Below are 17,026 nucleotides of genomic sequence, written 5' to 3' on the forward strand. Positions count from 1 at the left end.
ACCACTCAGGCGCTGGTGATACTGGCTCGCAAGCTTGCTCGGGTCGTATTCGCCCTGCTGAAAGGACAGAGCGAATATCAACCCAAAGCCGGTTGAGGGCTTCCCCTCAACCATAGAATCTCCCACAAGGGTTATTTGTCAGCCTCAAAATTTGTGGTCGACATAAGTCCCTGTGGGAGCGGGCTTGCTCGCGAAGAGGCCAGCACATTCAACACATCTACCAGCAAAAAAAGCTCAAGCCTGCACCACCTCAACCCCCAACACCCGGTAGTCCTCCACATTGCCAGACGCCACATGCCGTTCGGTGATCAACGTGTGCACACGATTGCAAGGCGCGACGACAAAGGGCTCCACCGCGCCCAGCTTATCGGCGGTGGTGACGGCAATCACATGGGACGCACAATCGAGCATCGCCTGCTTCACCGGCACTTCATCAAAGTGCAGTGAGCTCAAGCCCACCTGCGGATGAATCGCGCAGACCCCGGTAAACAGCAGATCGGCCTTGATGCCCGCCAGCAGCCGCAGGGTTTCGTGGCCGCTGGCCGACATCGTCGCCGGGTTGAGCTGGCCGCCGGCCAGGATCACCTTGATGCCTTTGTATTCGGACAGGGTAATGGCCGTCATCGGCGACGCCGTGATCGCGGTGATGGCGATGTCCGTCGGCAGCGAACGCGCGATCTGCAAGGTGGTGGTGCCCGAGTCGAACACCACGATCTGACCGTCCCGCACCCGTCGCGCAGCCAGTTGCGCCAGATGGGTCTTCACCTCATCGGTTTCGCTGATCCGGGTGAAATAGTCCTTGCCCGTGTCTTTGGGCCGTGGCAACGCCCCACCGTGCACCCGCTGCACCAGGCCGGCGCTGGCCAGTTCCGCCAGATCGCGGCGGATGGTGTCTTCGGACACCGCGAAATGCTGGCTCAGTTCCGAGGCCATGACCTTGCCGTCGCGTTCGAGGATCAACAGGATTTTTTGCCGGCGCACTGAAGGCATTTCGGCAGCGAAATGATTGTCTTGCATGTTTTTGCCCGTTTATGCGTGTAACTGCGTGTTGCACGAGAGTATCCGCAACCCCCGGCAAAAACAACGAACCGTCCCGGTATCATTTTTTTCGATCTTTCAAATCATTACAGCGAATTTTTTATTTTCCCCTGAGCTGTTCAAGATGGCGCCGTCACTCATGTTTTGGATGGAAACCTCATGAATATCAATTTTGCCTTTGCCTGCATGATCGTGGTCTCGTTCACCATTGCGTTGGTGCACGCCTGACCGACAGGTCGTGAGGCGTCAAGATGTGCAAGGTCGCGGTAAAAGCCTGACAGATCAGGAAAATGCTCTATAACCAGTGGTGACACGATTTCCGATGCCGGGGTACTGGAAGGCGCCCCCGGAAATTAATCTCTTAAAATGTTGCGGACAATTGAGTGCCCGCCTGGAGACGCCACGATGAACCCCCTGAAAATAGCCGCCAGCGATGGCGCCGCCGCAAGCTTCAAGAACGCTCGGGAAGTGGTAGCGCTCAGCCAGACCGATTTCACCAACGTCGCCGTGGCGGTGGTGTCTGTCAATGACGTCATGGCCGGCGCCCTGGGTGCCATTCAGCGCACCGGTTTCGACATTCCGATATTCCTGGTGGCCTCGCCGGATTCAGCCAACCGTCCCCGGGAAGTCTATAAGCACCTGACGGACGTGCTGCTGCAGGTCAACGGCATTTTCGATCTCACCCGCGCCAACGCCGAGTACCATGGCAACCAACTGGAAACAGCGGCCCGAGCCTATGAAGACAGCCTCCTGCCACCCTTCTTCGACTCCCTGAAGAAGTACACCGAAGCGGCCAACGCGACCTTTGCCTGCCCCGGTCACCAGGGCGGCCAGTTCTTTCGCAAGCATCCGGCCGGCCGGCAGTTTTTCGACTTCTTCGGCGAGACGCTGTTTCGCGCCGACATGTGCAACGCCGACGTCAAGCTCGGCGACCTGCTGATCCACGAAGGCCCGGCGCTGCTGGCGCAGAAACACGCCGCGCAAGTGTTCAACGCCGACAAGACCTACTTCGTGCTCAACGGCACCTCGGCGTCGAACAAGGTGGTGACCAACGCCCTGCTGACCCCGGGCGACCTGGTGCTGTTCGACCGCAACAACCACAAGTCCAACCACCAGGGCGCGCTGCTGCAGGCCGGGGCCACGCCTGTGTATCTGGAAACCGCGCGCAACCCCTACGGCTTCATCGGCGGCATCGACGCCCACTGTTTCGACGAAGGCTACCTGCGCGAGCTGATTGCCGAAGTCGCCCCGGACAAAGCCCAGCTGCCTCGGCCGCTCCGCCTGGCGATCATTCAGTTGGGCACCTACGACGGCACCGTGTACAACGCCCGGCAAGTGGTCGACCGCATCGGCAAGCTGTGTGACTACATCCTGTTCGACTCGGCGTGGGTCGGCTACGAGCAGTTCATCCCGATGATGAAAGACTGCTCGCCGCTGTTGCTCGACCTGAACGAAAACGACCCGGGCATCTTCGTCACCCAATCGGTGCACAAACAGCAGGCCGGTTTTTCCCAGGCCTCCCAGGTGCACAAGAAAGACCGGCACATCAAGGGCCAGGCCCGCTATTGCAACCACCACCGGCTCAACAACGCCTTCATGGCCCAGGCCTCCACCAGCCCCTTCTACCCGCTGTTCGCCTCACTGGATGTGAATGCCCGCATCCACTCCGGCCGCAGTGGCCTGCGCCTGTGGGAAGACTGCGTGAAGTTCGGCATCGAAGCGCGCAAGCTGATCCTCGAAGCCTGCACCATGGTCCGCCCGTTCGTGCCGGACACCATTGAAGGGCGCGCCTGGGAAGACTACCCAACGGAAGACATCGCCAACGACATCCGCTTCTTCGAGTTCCATCCCAAGGACCGCTGGCACGCCTTTGCCGGCTACGCCGAGAAGCAGTACTTCATCGACCCGTGCAAGTTGCTGTTCACCACGCCGGGCATCGACCCGGTGGACGGCAGCTACACCGACTTCGGCATTCACGCCGGCATCCTGGCCAACTTCCTGCGCGAGAACGGCATCGTCCCGGAAAAATGCGACCTCAACTCGATCCTGTTCCTGCTCACCCCGGCCGAAGACTGGGCGAAGATGACCCACCTGGCCGCCCAGATCGCCCGCTTCGAACGCTTCATCAGCGACGACGCCCCCATGAGCCGGGTACTGCCGGCCATTTACGCACAGCATCAGGAGCGCTATCGCAACTACACCATTCGCCAGCTCTGCCAGGAAATGCACGACCTGTACCGCCACCACAACGTGCAGCAACTGCAGAAGGACATGTTCCGCAAGGAACACTTCCCGAAAAAAGCCATGAACCCGCAGCAAGCGCAAATCGAGTACATCCGCGGCAACGTCGAACTGGTGGCGCTGGCCGATGCCGACGGGCGTATTGCCGCTGAAGGTGCGCTGCCCTATCCACCGGGGGTGCTCTGCGTGGTGCCGGGTGAAATCTGGGGGGGCGCGGTGTTGAAGTACTTCCTGGCGCTGGAGGAAGGCATCAACCGCTTGCCCGGCTTCACGCCGGAGTTGCAAGGGGTGTACCTGAAGCAGGAAGGCGGTCGTACCCGGGCGTATGGGTATGTGATCAAGGCTTGATCCCCGGGCAGGCGCTGTTGCAGACCCGGGTCTGCGCCAGCGCCTGGTTTGGCATTCACCCTCAGACTTGCGCAGCACGCTCCCCCGGCGTTTCCTGGCCACAGGCGCCCGCCTGGGGCAGCAGGCTGATTTCGACGCGTCGGTTGGCCGCACGCCCGGACTCGCTGTCATTGCTGGTGAGCGGCTGGCTGGCGGCAAAGCCCTGGACCGCAAAGCAACTGTCGGGGATGTCGCCCATGCGTTGCATCCAGTCACGTACGGCAGAGGCACGCGCGTGGGAGAGCAGGAGATTGTCCTGCGGGTTTCCACGGCCATCGGTATGTCCGCCAATGACGATCAGCCAACCGGGCTGGGCCTTGATGTCGACCAGGGCGCTGATCAGGATCTTGGTCGAGCCAGGCTTGAGCTCGGCGCTACCGGCGTCGAACAGCGACAGGCTGTCCAGGCGCACAGGCTCGACGATCGTTTGTGCCGGCTCAAACAGTTGGGCAAAGCGCTGCTCGACTGCAGCGGTGGAGCCCAACCACCAAGCGCCGCTGACCAGGCCCGCCATGGCGGCTGCAGCGCCCAACCACAGTGCAACACGATGCTTGGCAGGCTGCATTTCAGGCATGGGGTTGGGTGGCAACATCACCACGGGCATCAACAGCGACGGTGCCGGTTCTCTCGGTGGCAGCGATAAGGTACCGAGCGCAACGCTGCTGCGCTGCGTACGCTGGACCAGGCTTTCGATCTGCTGGCGCAAGGCGTGCAATGCGACCAGAGGCGGCTGTGCCTGTTGATCCAGGCGCTGCTGCAAACGCGCCAGTTCGGTGTCCAGCTCAAGCAACGCGGGGAAGTTATGCGCGCTCAACACCCTGTTGCGCAGCAACGGCTGCCATTGCACGAACAGCCAGGCCAGGAGATCCAGGCGAACCGACGCCATGGGCGGCCATAACGCCGGCCATTGACAACACAGTGACTCGATCAGCGCCACCCCCTGTGCCATGCCTTCCAGGCCGTGGCGCTGACTGCGCGCCAAGGCAAACGCAGCCGCCGTTTGCAGGTCCGCGCCGTTCTGCTCGAACAGCGTCAGACACCACTGCTCCACCCTGGCCCAGTCCACGTCGGGACAGGCCGGGTGACTCAACTTCGCCAGCTCTTGGCGCAGCGACACGAACTCACCAAAACCGCGCGGATCACCGCCCAGCCGAATACGCATTTCAAATAACACCGTCAGCCTCCCTTGCCATTCAGGTTCACGATCACGGCAACCATTGCTGTCGTTTCAAATGTCGCACCAGGACTTTGCCTTCCGGTGCCACGGTGGTACCGAAGGTGATTTGCCGGCCGCTATTGAGCAGCACGTCGAGCCTGTACTCCAGATGACCGGGCAGTGTCTGCTCGAGCAACTCGATGTTCACGGTCGCCAGGCGCGGTTCGTACTTGATCAAGGTCTCTTGCATGATCCCCATCAACTGATGAGCCGAGCCAGGCAAACCCTGCAGGATCTGGCCCATGTCGGGAAGACCGTAGTCGGGCAGGTGTGCGAGTGCACCGGCCCGGCTGTTGAGGATGCGTTGCAGGTTGTCCAGTACCGACAGCGTGTGCTGGTCCTCTTCGCTGACTCGATACAGGTCCAGGTCGCCGTTGAAGTTCTGCAGCAGCGTTTCATAGAGTGAAGGATTGAACTCGGTCATCGGTTACTCCCGAGCCAACGCGCGCAAGGTCAATCGGTTGTCCCCCAGTTCGATGATCCGTGCCCGTTCCGGGTCGAGGTCATCGCGGGTCAAGGTCAGGCGCCAGGTATTGGTCTGCGTATCGGGGTTGCGAAACAACGCCACCACCGAGACAAAGCGCGCGTCCTTGTCCAGTGGCACATTCAGTTGCGCGCCTTCGCCCGGTTTGATCACCAACGCCCGGGTGTCGAGCAAGTCGCTGTCGAGCGCTCGCTCGTCGCCATCGAGCAGGCTGTCGTAGGACGCCCTCTGCAGCGCTTTGCTGTCGCTCAGTTGGTACACCCGCACCAGCGTCGGGACCGACATTGCATTCATGTCCGCGACATCGGTGTTGATCGCGGTGCGGGCATTGAAATCCAGGTGCAGGGTTTTCACCTGCTTGTAGAAAATCGACCGGGTGGCGGAGGCGGTGCCCTGCGTGACGGACTGAGTGACCCCGCATCCGGCGAGCACTGCCACCAGCGTCGCCAGCATCAATAATTTACCAACGGTACGCGACATGCTGTATTTCCCTGTTCCGAGTGTTCTTCGACAGGCCTTGGTAGCGGCCCAGATTGAGGGTGATCGTGTCGTGCTCCGCGCCTTGCCAGGTGCCACAGCCCAGCATGCCGGTCATCCCCAACAGGATGGTCGCCCGCCCCAACACCGGTTGCGGCAGGCTGCGCACTGGCAGCGATAGCTGCAGCTTCGCGGTGCAGCGCCAGCCCAGGTACACCCGCAGCAACACCCGCAAATCGTTGTACAACGGGCCATCGGGCAACCAGCCGCGTGCTTCGTCCGGGTCCCGGGTGAACAACGCCAGATGCAACTGGCTGTTGGCGTCGCAGCCAGTCGCCCCCAGCGGGGTACCCCGGGACAGGCTCACCGGGTGACTCGCGGACAGGCTCGCCGGCTGCGCCAAGGCAATTTTCTGCGGCCAGTGCGGCGTGATCCGCACCTGCGTCGCAGGTGCCAGCAGCGTCACCAACGCCGTGATGCCTTCGGCGTTACGGGTGGGCATGCGCATCACGCCAAGCAGCGCCAGGAACCGCGAAACCGGCGTGGCAATGCGCTTGGCCGTGCCGGGAATGCCCAGCCCGACCAGGCCAAGCAGGCATTGCGAAGTCGCATCGCTGCCGCCCGCTTCGAAGGTGGCCGGGTACGAATACTTGCGCCAGATCCGATAGAACTGGGTGAATATCCGGTGGTTGAAAATATCGAGGAAAGCCTCCAGCGCTTGATGCCCCTCGCGGCGCTGGGCAATGTCGTCGACAAATGCCGTCGGCAATGGCGAGTCCACACCGTACAACCCCAGCAGGCGCGTGCGCACTGTCGCCGGGTGCAGCGGTTGATCGGCGTCGGTTTCGATGGCCTTCAGTTCACTGGCGGGAAATCCCATGCCGGGGTCGGGGCGAAACCGTACCGGGTCATCCGCCGGATGGTTGGTGCTTCCCAGTGGCGGGTGATCCGGCAGTGCCTGTTCGAGCAACTGGCAGAAGCGATACAGATTGGCCTCGGCCACCCGCCCGTCCAGCGCCTCGAGTAACCCGCTGGCTTTCAGCCGGGAATACGCTGACTGTGGTTCTCGTTCCATCGCAGGCACTTTCCAGAAGGTTGAAGGATCAGCGTGAGCTGGTTGAACAGATGAATATCGGCGTACAGGCCGAAGAAACGATGGAGCATTTCGCCGAACAGGCTGATGTCGCCCTCGCCGGAAAAACCATTGGCGTCGAGGGTCACTTCGATGTCTACGCCGCGCAGCAGGAACCCTTTTTCGAAACGCTGTACCAGGTGGTGATTGACCTCGACGATGGCCGCCAGGCGACGACGGTTCAGCTCGCTGTCCGTCCAGTCGTACAGCGCCAGGGTGCCGCGCAGCACTTCGGCGTTATCGAGCATCGGCAGGAAATTCGAACCCAGGTGGCTGAGCACTCGCCAGTGGAACCGGTCGCGGTTCGGCGGATAGCACGGCAAGGTCGGGGCGCTCAGATTGCGCACCCGCAAACCGGTCTGGGCGGAGTTGGCCAGCGTATCGAGCAAGGTGCTTTGCAACGCCTTGCGCGGCAGTTGGCCGTGGGTACCGGTCAACTGCAGGGACAGACTCTGGCTCGCCTGCAGCCGATCCTGATCAAAGCCGTCGCCCCCCAGGATCAGCCAGGTATCGTGCAAGCCATTGGCGCCACGCTTGAGGCGCGTATGGAAATAGCGCTCGGGGGCCTCGTCGCGCAACATGCCGCCCTTGTGGCGAAAACTGCTGAAGGGCACGTAGTCAAGACGCTCGGCGTTCTTCGCTGCGGTGACCCGATCCACCGAATAGATTTCGGTGTGGCCGTCCTGCAGGCGCATGGGACGCAGCAGGTAGTCGGTTTGCAACGGCTGCAGTGTCATCGGATCGGCTTCCAGGGTGAATAGATTGATCACCGGCACCGCGTGCAAACGAATGTGTTCGGCACTCAGGTTGAACGCTGGCGGCCACGACTCGCGCAGGACCACCTCCAGTTCGAACCAGGGCATGCCCGGTGTGATGCTCAACTGCTCCAGGCCATGGAGCGTCACGAACATGAATTTTTCGCGGAAGGTGAAATACTCCAGCAGCAACTGATACCCACTGAACGCGCTGTCGCCCTTGGGCCACAAGCGGTCCTCTTCGGCGAAACCCTTGGGTGCGAAATGGCCGGCCAGCGGATAACGCGACGCTTCCCCCGGCCGACGCACATACAAGGCCTGGGCATTGAGGGTCAGGGCCTGATGCAGTGCACTGGCTAAGGGCGCATCGGCATTGAGATACAGCGACAGGCGACTCAGGTCGACCTCGCTCCAGTCACTCAACGAGTCACAGGCAAAGCGCAGGCGCAGCACCGAGCGTCCGTCGGGTTCGTGGTCCAGACGCACCGATTCCAGGTCGATGGGTTGCAGTGTCAGGTCCTGGGTGGTGGTGTAGCGACAACGGGTGCGCTGCGGCCCGATGGGCTGCGACAACACTTCGAAGCCGGCCGTAATCACCTCGCTGCGCTTCATCTGCGCCCCTTCAGGCGTCAGTTCGACAATGGCCAGCGATGGAATGGTGCGCAGGTAATGCGGCCACAACAGGCTGACCAGGCCCTCGGTCAGCTCCGGCAAGTCGTCGTCGAGCTTTTCACGCAAGCGCCCCATCAAAAAGGCAAAGCCTTCGAACAGGCGTTCCACATAGGGATCGCGCGCGCCCGGTTTGTCCAGGTTCAGTTGCGCCGCCCGGTCGGGGAAGGCTTGCGCAAACTCCTGGCCGGCTTCGCGCAGGTAGCGCATCTCGGCGTCGAAATAACGCAGTGTCAGATTGTCCATGCTCAAAAAGAATCCTGATAAAAGAGGTTCAACCGCACAGCACCGCGGCGCGTACCGGATCGATGGCGACCAGCGCCGCGAGCAATGCTTCCATGCGTCGACCCAGCACGGTCTTGTCGGCATCGTTGCGTTGCGCCTTCAAGCGCGTCAGCTTGAGCAGGCGTGCCTTGACTTCAAAATTCAGCTCCGGCTCCCACTCCGCCAATGCCTGGCGCTGGGCCGTGGCATCCAGTTCAACGAGCAGATGCGTGGCCAGGTCAGTCTTGCCACATTGCTCGGCCACTCGCGCCATCAGCAGGCGCAGCAGCCAGCGCTGCCGACCGGTATGGATGCCGGGGCGCTCGGCCAGCCAGGCCAGCGCATGCTCGACACCGTCGCTGTCGGCCTGCGCCAGTGCCTCAGCCTCCAGCGACAGAATCTCGACATCGGCAAACACCGCCGCCGGGGCCGGTGCGGGCAGCCACTGGCGGGACTGATTACCGCTGACGTGCTGACTGATCCACTCGCGGGTCGTCTCGTCGGCAAAAGGCGTACCGTCGTTCCAGCTCAACACTTCCAGCCCCGGCAAACGTTCGAGGAACATGCCCAGGTCGCGCTTGACGATGTCGGCCCAACCGTCCTGGGGTGCCGGTTGTTTGCTCAGGGCCTGGACCAGATACCACTGCAGGTCCAGCCAGAAATGGTTGACGCCCTCGGCGAATGTCCACTCGACCTGATCGAGCAATTCGCTCCAGCTCTGTTGCAGATACAGGCGTTTGAGTTGTGCCCTGGACTCGCCTCGGGGCGGTGACAGGCGCGTCATGCCGCTGGCGTCCTGCAGGGGGGGCTGGTGCAAGGTATCCCAGCGCAGGCTCTTCATCAGGTGGTGCGCCGCCAGCCAGCCTTGTGGCTGTTCGCGCAGATAAGCTGCGAGGGTCCGACCACTGTCCAGCAGATCGCGTCCGGACTTGATGACCGTGACGCCCGGTGTGCTGGCCGGGCTGTCGGACTCATGCCTGGCACTGTTCTGCGGCACCAGCGCATCCACCCCGCCGGACTGCGCCAATCGCGCGGACAACGCCCCATACAGCGCGCCCAGTTGCGGTCGTTGATCCTGCGGCCAGGCCTGCAGCCCACGCTCCAGCCAGGCCAGCGCCGCCACCGTGCGCTCCGCTTCAGCCTTGACCACTTCCGGGTACAGCGAAAGGCTGTCCAGCACCTTGGCGCTGGTCAACCACTCCAGGGCCATCTTGCGGCTATTGGGCCGTACGGGCAGCACGTCGCCGGCGTAACGCTCGACCAGCGCGGCCAGCAGACCCAGGCCATCGGCCAACCCCCTTTCACCGTCTTTGTGCAGGCGCGCCCACAAGTAATACGTGGCAACGCGCAGATCCTTGCAGCGCTGGCTGAGCAATTTCTCAGCCAGTTGAACCACCTCGTCGACATCCGCACCGGAGAGCTTGTTGACCTCTTCACGCATGCGCTGGAAATCATCGTCGTAACCCGGATCCTCGCCGACAGCCGACTGCGCGCTGATGGGGTGCAACCAGGATTGCCAGTGTTCAGCCTGAGTGCGGGCAAGGGACAGCGGGTCGCGTTCGCCCAGGCAGCGGGCGATCAGTTTGAGCAGGCTCATGGGTAACTCCTGTTCTGCGCAACAGGCTGCGCTGGCGTGCCCTCGCCGAGAAAGATCTGCGCCGGCAGCTTGAAGTCGCGCAACTTGAGCAACGCCAGCGGCCCTGCGCCCATTTCCGTGCGAAGGTTCCAGGTCAGGTCGATGCCATCCGGCGCCTTGAGCTGCACGCGGAACTGGCTGTCGCTGTCGTTCAGCGGCGTGACCCGGGCTTTTTCCAGCAGGCGGATCAAGCCCCAGGTGCCCTGGTAATCGCCGTACAGGCGCTCGCCGGCGTCGACGCTGGTCCAGGTCAGGCTGGTGCCCGGGTGGCTGCTGAAGCCTGGCCAGCTGAAGCGTTGCCAGCGCTCTTTCTGGTTGAAGTAGTGGTGTTTCTCGCCGTTGAGCACGAAGGTCGTCTGCACCACGTCGCGCACGGCCTTGCCCCGCAGCTCGAAACTCAGGCCCATGCCGCCATCGGTGTAGAGCACGTCGGCAAGGTGGCTGAGCTGGTTGATCGCGCTGAGGAACTGCGGGTTGAAGTGCAGGCCCTGGCTGTGCCGGGCATCGGCCACCCAGCGGCTGCCTTCCTTGCGCAGAACACCGCCCAGTTGCTGTTGCACAAACTGTTCGATGCGCCCGGAGTCGGCGCGGATCATTTGCCCGAGCATCGGCAGCGAGGCGTCGCTGGCGGTGGCCGCAAAGGGGTAGCGACCGGCGAAGGCGCCGTGCCAGTCCTTGACGATCGCCCGTTGCCACTGGCTGTTGAGGCCCGCCGTCGAGGGTTGCAGCACCCGTTGCCAGGCCTGCTCCAGCGGCTGCACGAACAGGGTCTGGCCGATCCCGTCCCACTCGGCGCCGAGGCTGGCGGCGAGCAGGCTGCCGTAGGCCCGGGTGTCGGTGAGGTCGACGCTGTGCCCCTGGAACACGCTCTGCGCCAGGGCCTGGGTCATGGCCTGCGGGTTCGGCGCGTTGCTCACTTGCTGCAGCTTCAGGCGCACCCGCGTGACCCGGTTGAGGAAGGCCTGCAGGCTCAGGCGCTCGCTGCCGTTGTTACGCTCGGCGTCCTTGCCCAGCAGGCTCAGCAGCGGCCCGAAGGTGGCGTCCAGCGGACCGCCCGGACCGCCGAGCGACTGCTCGATCGGCGGCACGCTGTCCTGGGCGATCAGCTTCTGCGCCGACTTGATCAACGAATCGCCCAGGGCCTGGCCGCGCATGCCGGCCTGCCCCTGCCAGGCCAAGGTGTTCATCAGGGCGATCAGCGGCGACTGGCGCACGTCGCTCATCAACGCCAGTTGATCGATCACCTCGCCCAGGCTGTGGACCGGTTGCCAGCGCAGGTGGTTGAGGAAATCCAGCCAGGCGTTGGCGTAGTCCTGGAAGTAGCGCGCGGTCAGGCGCTCACGCAGTTGCTCCGGGCTCAATTCGACGGCGAGGCTGGCGGGATTGTCGCTGAGCACCCAGTCGATCTCCTCGCGACGGGCCTCGGCGATGGCGGCGATGGCCGGCCGCACCTGGCCTTCCCAGGCCTGGCGAGTGAACACGCCGGGCACTTCGGCCGATGTGGCAAACAGCGCCTTCGCCTCGGTGTCGCCGACCATTTGTGGCAGGCTCAGCGCCGGATAATGGTTGGCCGCGTCATCGAGGATCTTGCGGTACAGGCTGGCTTCGCCATTGCGCTGGCCCAACTGGCCGAGCAGCACTTGGCGGGCCTGGGCCACCAGTCGCGGGTCGGCTTCGATGCGCCAGGCCGGATGGGCCGGCAGTTGTTCGGCATAGAACTGCCACAAGGTGGGCGACAGGCCCTGCCAGAGGCCCGGCGAAATTCCGTCTCGCAGCGGTTGCACTGCAGCGAGGGTTTGCGCCAGGAACGCCGCGTCGGTTTTTTCCGGGCGCGCCAGCATCAGGTAGGCCTTGAGCTGGGCGTAGGCCACACCGGCACGCTTGCTACGTTCGGGGCTATCCGGCGCGAGCTTGATCAGCGCGTTGAGTTGTTGTTGCAGAGTGGCCGCGACCGGATCGCGCATCAGGCGATTGTTGGCCTCGACGTAACGCGGCCACAGGGTGGCCAGTAGTTGATCGTTCTGGTTCAGGCCGAAGCGCTGGTACCAGGGCGTGCCGTGGGCGGCGCGGTAATCCAGGCGCCCGAGCTCGCGCACCAGTTCGTGGAGCGCTTGCAGTTGCGCGTCGCCTGGGGCCGATTGCTCCAGCGCGGACAGCGTGGTTTGCACGTGGGCAATCTGCACGCGGTTGCTGATGAAGGACAGGAGCAGGCCGGTGCCCCAGACCACGGCCAGGCCCAACGCCAGCCCATAAGCTACCCGCGGCGCGCTCCAGCCCAAGCGCCGGCTGTGGGGTTTCGGGGCGTCCAGCACGCCGTGCCAGACCGGACCCATCGGCCAGAAGTGATCATCTTTGCGCACCGTCTTACGGGTCAGCGGCAAGCTGAACCACAACCCGCACAACGGCAGGTCCTGCCTGAAGATCCCGAACCACGGCGCCAGCGCCTGGCGCCAACGGGCCAGCCCTTCGACCTGCAAATCCCGCGACAAACGCAGCAGGAAATCATGATCGGGCCGCATGCTCATCTGCGCCCAGCCTTCCTGGCGCAACGGTTCCAGCAAATTTTCCAGCGCGTGATCCAGGATCGGCGGCGTCAGGCGTGACGGCAGCGCGCAGCCGACCGCCTGGGTTGGGCGCTGGTCCTGCGCCCACGAACTGGTGCAGACCTGCCACAGGTGCAGCGGTAATGACCAGCCCAGCGTGCGCGCCAGATCTTGCAGGTGACGCGCACCGTTGCCCATCAGGTTGTCGTCGGCGCTCTGCTCGGCATTCAGCGCCCAGACCACGCCGTCGAGGGCACTCCAGCGGGTCAAGGCGCGACAGCGGTCGACTACCGAGGCGTCCAGCCTGGTTTGCACACTGCCGCCCCAGAGCAACACAGTGTTGTGGTCCTCCAGCCAGTTGTCGTTGCTCAGGCCGGGGGCGATGGCCTGAATCTGCTCGGGTTCGCCGACGATGAGCAGGAGACGGGTTTTGTGACGCCAGAGGTGGCCGTGGCGTTTGCGCAACTGAACGTCGATACGACTCCGGACAGATTTGTCGCGGTCTGGCCCTGGAGCAAAAACACCGAGCTTCTGCTGTATTCGCGAGTAGAGCTCCAGTGCGGCGAGCTTCCTGAGCGCCAACACGACAAGGCTTTCAAGCAACAAAACCACCAGGCATGTCGCCAGCAGCCATACCATGAGTGTCACCCGCTCGGGTGTTGTTCTTACCCCAAGAATCGGGTTATCCACCCAGATCAATAAGCCACCGATGACAAACAGGCAAAGCACCACGATCCAAACACTGATTTGTTTCATGACTAATCCTTATCAATCATCCGGCGGGCCGAACGAAGCACCACTGCGGCGAAACGTCCTGCAGCATGATGAGTTGTGGTTGGCTCTCTGCCACCGCGTGTTCACTGGCAATGACCAGCGCTATGTTGCCGACTGCACAGCCCGGCAAGCCGAACGAATCATCCAGCAACTGACACCTGTCGCCCGCGAGCGGGTGACAGGCTGCACTCATGGCGAATTTCACATCGCGCAGATGATCGCTGGGTAACTGTGTCTGCCAGGCAAAACACGATTGACCACCTTCCTCAACCTGCCCCCAAAGGCATACGTCCTGGAAAGATTCAGCCTCATCCGTCATGGGGACCGGGCGATGCACCCAGGCTTCTGGAACAAGGTTGTGCCTGGCACACCACTCAGGCTGCCCCAGCAACACCATAGAGACCGATTCAGCCTGTTCGGCCACCGGTTGTTGAAACAGTTGGATTTCCAGGGACAGAACGAGCGCAGGCGGCGACGGTTCATCCAGCCAGGCGTCCAGCCATAGCAAACCGTCGTCCTCGGAAACCGCTACCTGATCAACAGTCCAGGTATCCCCTGCGCATTGGCGCCAGAGGGCCAGAACCTGGTCGTCGTCAAGGACCTGATTGTGTTTGATGCGCAGGCGCAACGGCGTCGTACACACAAGGCGTTGTAAATCCTCATCAAAACCATCGATGACCTGACGCAAATACTTCGTCAAACGCTGCCTGTATTCCTCCCCTGAGTACCGCCGAGCCACCGGCTCCAGTTGACTCAAGCGCAGCGTCATCTGCGAATCAATAAAATAGGTGGGTTGCAGCGGCTTGCTGCCGTTACGCAAAGCCTGAGCCAAATGATTGTTGGCCGCTGGTGTGCAGTAGGACGGAGTCAACAGCGCAAGCCTGCGCTGACCTTGCTCGATGAGCCCCTGTTCCACTTCGTTGAGGTGCTGATTCCAGCTCTGTGCGAATTCATGTTGGCGCTCATAGGCCAAACGATGGAACGCAAACAGCAACAGCCCCGATATCAAGGGGAAAACCACGACACAACACCAGTACCACAGAGACATCTGCGGTTGATCAGTCGGCCACAGCAACATCACCAGGCCAGCCCCCAATACAAGGCACACCAAAATCACCAGACACCAGCGCCAGTTGCCAGGAGGCGTCGGCAGATCGCGCTGTTCCGGCAGCGCCCGCAGATCAATCGGCACGTTATTACCTCCCGGCCTGGGGCCATGACGCGATCAAGCTGCAACCAACCTGGCAACGAAACCCCGACAACGGCCGGCCAACCTTGTCGCCACCCCAGCCAAGCGCAGAGTCCATGAACTTCATACCGCTATCACCGCCCCACACGACACCGTCGGAGGACACTTGGCCGCCGATGCGAATAACACCCTTCATAGAACCTCCAGATCAGCAATTACGGCTACGCGAAATTAACTCTTCAACTTGGGTAAAAATGAAATATCAACATGGTATTTTTTTAGGTTATTACGCTCGACAAATACTTTTATCTTCTCGTCGTTAATAAAACCTGAAGGATCGAACCAGATATTTTCGCTTTCAAACAGATGCAACTCGGAGGTCGCAGGATCCAGCCATTGGCACTGGATCATGAAGGGGCTTTTTCCGTTTATCGAAACACTGTAATTGTTCACTACAGACTGGACCGTAGCCTCAACCACTACGCCATTGCGTTGCAAGTGGTCCTTCTTGCGCCTGCGCAGCATATCGACAAAAAATATGAGCCCGCCAACTAACGAAAAGACCACGCCCAATACCAACGTCACCAAAAAACCACCCCAGAGTCGAGCGTAGCTGTTGATTTTTGCTGCCTGAACATTGGACGGCAAATACAATACTTCAACGATTTCCCCAACCGAATGGGAGGGCGGATTGCTGGAAACCGAAGAGGTGAACTCGACTTTCTGGCCATCGCGTGCTGTAAATTCAACAACAGGTTTATACGTAATTGAGTTATCACCTCTAACCTTGACCAGATCCACAACGGTGCCCGTCTCGGAAACGGCGTTGTCGAGAAAGTTGTTGGTATTTTTGTAGAGCATCATTGCGCCTGCGAGCAGCGCAATCCCGACCAATGAAAATCCAAATTTCAGAACGGATATGACTTTCACTGTTTCACCTCTCCTTTTCGAGTTAAAGACTCATGTCCCAATGTTAAAACTGCTTGCAAGATACCCAATCTTACGCCAGCCATATCTGCCGACCGGCATAACGCCTGCATCAAAAACTCACCCTCCTCGACAAAAACAAGAACCTTGTTAGCGTTCTAACAAGCTTTTCAGTTCGACTATCAAAACCCGACACCTGAGCGCATCACTGGTTTTTTCTATCTGCTCTCAACTTTACATTTGCCGTGTAAGTTTTTAGCCGCTTAAAGCGTTGAGCGATTACCATATTCAACTCACCGGCGTCGGGCTATTGACTACGCAACGCGCTGTCTTTGAGCTTAAGTGGGCCAAACTGCTACCAGTCAAGTAGCCATGAGGTTCAGCGGCGGTCCTGTACACATTGACGCCACCTCCCCAAGCCGGATCGGCAAGACCTTGTCCGCGCACTACTTTTGTATAGCGTCCCGAGTGGTCCTTGAATGTTGGTTTATCCGGCCCTTGAGGATCCTTTAGTGGCGAGTTCTGATAATAATCCGGGTCATACCAGTCACTTACCCACTCTTCGCCATTGTCAGACATTGAATACAACCCCAGCGGATTGGGCGGAAACTGATCTACCGGTAATGGAGTCAATCCTGTTGCTTTCCACCCCATTTCTTTGGCAAAAGCTTCCCGGTTCCAGATCGAGGATATGTTGATGCCTCTAAGACCTTGTTCCCCTGGGATTCGCTCACCGGCCACCCGATAAGTCCCATCATCAGTCGCCACCATCAAGAACTGACCACGACTGCGCGCGGCGTACTCCCATTGCGCTTCCGTCGGTAATGCGAAGGGCAAATCACTGATGTCCGCCAACCACTTGCAATATTTCTCCGCCTCGTACCAATCCATATGTGCGGGAAGATTGGGGGGCACACTAAATTTTTCGAAGCTACTACCAGGAAAATACTCTCGGAGTTGCAGTCCATTGTGATTCAAGTAAAGCTGAAACGCATGGTTGGTAACTTTAAATTTGTCCATGGAGTAACTGGTCAACTGCACCTGATGAAGCGGTTTGCTGTCTTTATCCGCATCGTAGGGTAACCGTTCCGGACCATGTTCCATACCATAGTCCCCCATGAGAAACTCACCGCCCTCGACGAAGACCAGATTGCTTTTTAAATCCTCAACAAATTTCATCAACTCCGGAGACACCGCCGCTTGCTTTAATCCATCAACTGTCCGAGTCGATTGATCACAGGCGACCAATCCCAATACACACAACATACCCGCAACAAATCGCGCAGCACTCATA

At 60.8% G+C, this 17,026-nt stretch carries 12 protein-coding genes and 1 pseudogene; 2 read left to right on the top strand and 11 right to left on the bottom strand.

From position 1 onward, the window contains the following. Positions 1-96 (top strand): annotated as a pseudogene (locus BSF40_RS33245) (IS110 family transposase); the annotation flags it as partial. A 138-nt stretch (positions 97-234) separates the two neighbouring features. Here BSF40_RS33245 and BSF40_RS27980 read toward each other — a convergent pair. Next, positions 235-1,017, bottom strand: a complete 783-nt coding sequence (locus tag BSF40_RS27980; RefSeq protein WP_095967749.1) for a DeoR/GlpR family DNA-binding transcription regulator — start codon at positions 1,015-1,017, stop codon at positions 235-237. Positions 1,018-1,443: 426 nt separating this feature from the next. Here BSF40_RS27980 and speF point away from each other — a divergent pair, with 426 nt between their 5' ends. Then, a complete protein-coding gene (speF, locus tag BSF40_RS27990; RefSeq protein WP_095967751.1) occupies positions 1,444-3,627 on the top strand; it encodes an ornithine decarboxylase SpeF in 2,184 nt (727 codons plus the stop codon). A gap of 61 nt (positions 3,628-3,688) precedes the next feature. On the opposite strand, the gene BSF40_RS27995 is transcribed toward speF, so the two are convergent. The 10 genes from BSF40_RS27995 to BSF40_RS28045 form a co-directional block, all read right to left on the bottom strand. Further along, entirely contained in the window at positions 3,689-4,828 is a 1,140-nt protein-coding gene (locus tag BSF40_RS27995; protein ID WP_256589610.1) for an OmpA family protein, read from the bottom strand. Between the two features lie 43 nt (positions 4,829-4,871). Next, positions 4,872-5,306, bottom strand: a complete 435-nt coding sequence (gene tssE, locus BSF40_RS28000; protein WP_095967753.1) for a type VI secretion system baseplate subunit TssE — start codon at positions 5,304-5,306, stop codon at positions 4,872-4,874. Between the two features lie 3 nt (positions 5,307-5,309). Further along, positions 5,310-5,846, bottom strand: coding sequence for a type VI secretion system lipoprotein TssJ (tssJ, locus tag BSF40_RS28005; RefSeq protein WP_095967754.1), 537 nt, complete (start codon positions 5,844-5,846; stop codon positions 5,310-5,312). Next, positions 5,827-6,918: a type VI secretion system baseplate subunit TssG gene (tssG, locus tag BSF40_RS28010; RefSeq protein ID WP_095967755.1), complete on the bottom strand. Its 1,092-nt coding sequence runs from the start codon at positions 6,916-6,918 to the stop codon at positions 5,827-5,829. Before tssG ends, tssJ begins: the two co-directional genes overlap by 20 nt. After that, on the bottom strand, positions 6,882-8,651 hold the full coding sequence (gene tssF, locus BSF40_RS28015; RefSeq protein WP_095967756.1) for a type VI secretion system baseplate subunit TssF: 1,770 nt from the start codon (positions 8,649-8,651) through the stop codon (positions 6,882-6,884). Before tssF ends, tssG begins: the two co-directional genes overlap by 37 nt. Before the next feature lie 22 nt (positions 8,652-8,673). Continuing rightward, positions 8,674-10,260, bottom strand: a complete 1,587-nt coding sequence (gene tssA, locus BSF40_RS28020; protein WP_095967757.1) for a type VI secretion system protein TssA — start codon at positions 10,258-10,260, stop codon at positions 8,674-8,676. Beyond that, positions 10,257-13,598: an ImcF-related family protein gene (locus tag BSF40_RS28025; RefSeq protein ID WP_095967758.1), complete on the bottom strand. Its 3,342-nt coding sequence runs from the start codon at positions 13,596-13,598 to the stop codon at positions 10,257-10,259. Before BSF40_RS28025 ends, tssA begins: the two co-directional genes overlap by 4 nt. A gap of 16 nt (positions 13,599-13,614) precedes the next feature. Continuing rightward, positions 13,615-14,808, bottom strand: a complete 1,194-nt coding sequence (locus tag BSF40_RS28030) for a hypothetical protein (RefSeq protein WP_095967759.1) — start codon at positions 14,806-14,808, stop codon at positions 13,615-13,617. A 228-nt stretch (positions 14,809-15,036) separates the two neighbouring features. Beyond that, complete coding sequence (locus BSF40_RS28040) at positions 15,037-15,735, bottom strand: DUF3592 domain-containing protein (protein WP_095967761.1); 699 nt, start codon at positions 15,733-15,735, stop codon at positions 15,037-15,039. A gap of 285 nt (positions 15,736-16,020) precedes the next feature. Then, positions 16,021-17,025 (bottom strand): SUMF1/EgtB/PvdO family nonheme iron enzyme, encoded by a 1,005-nt coding sequence (locus tag BSF40_RS28045; protein ID WP_095967762.1) that lies wholly within the window; start codon positions 17,023-17,025, stop codon positions 16,021-16,023. Position 17,026: the final 1 nt, after the last annotated feature.

It is taken from the genome of Pseudomonas sp. ACN5 (genome assembly GCF_002303975.1).
In the GTDB taxonomy this organism is placed as follows: domain Bacteria; phylum Pseudomonadota; class Gammaproteobacteria; order Pseudomonadales; family Pseudomonadaceae; genus Aquipseudomonas; species Aquipseudomonas laurylsulfatiphila.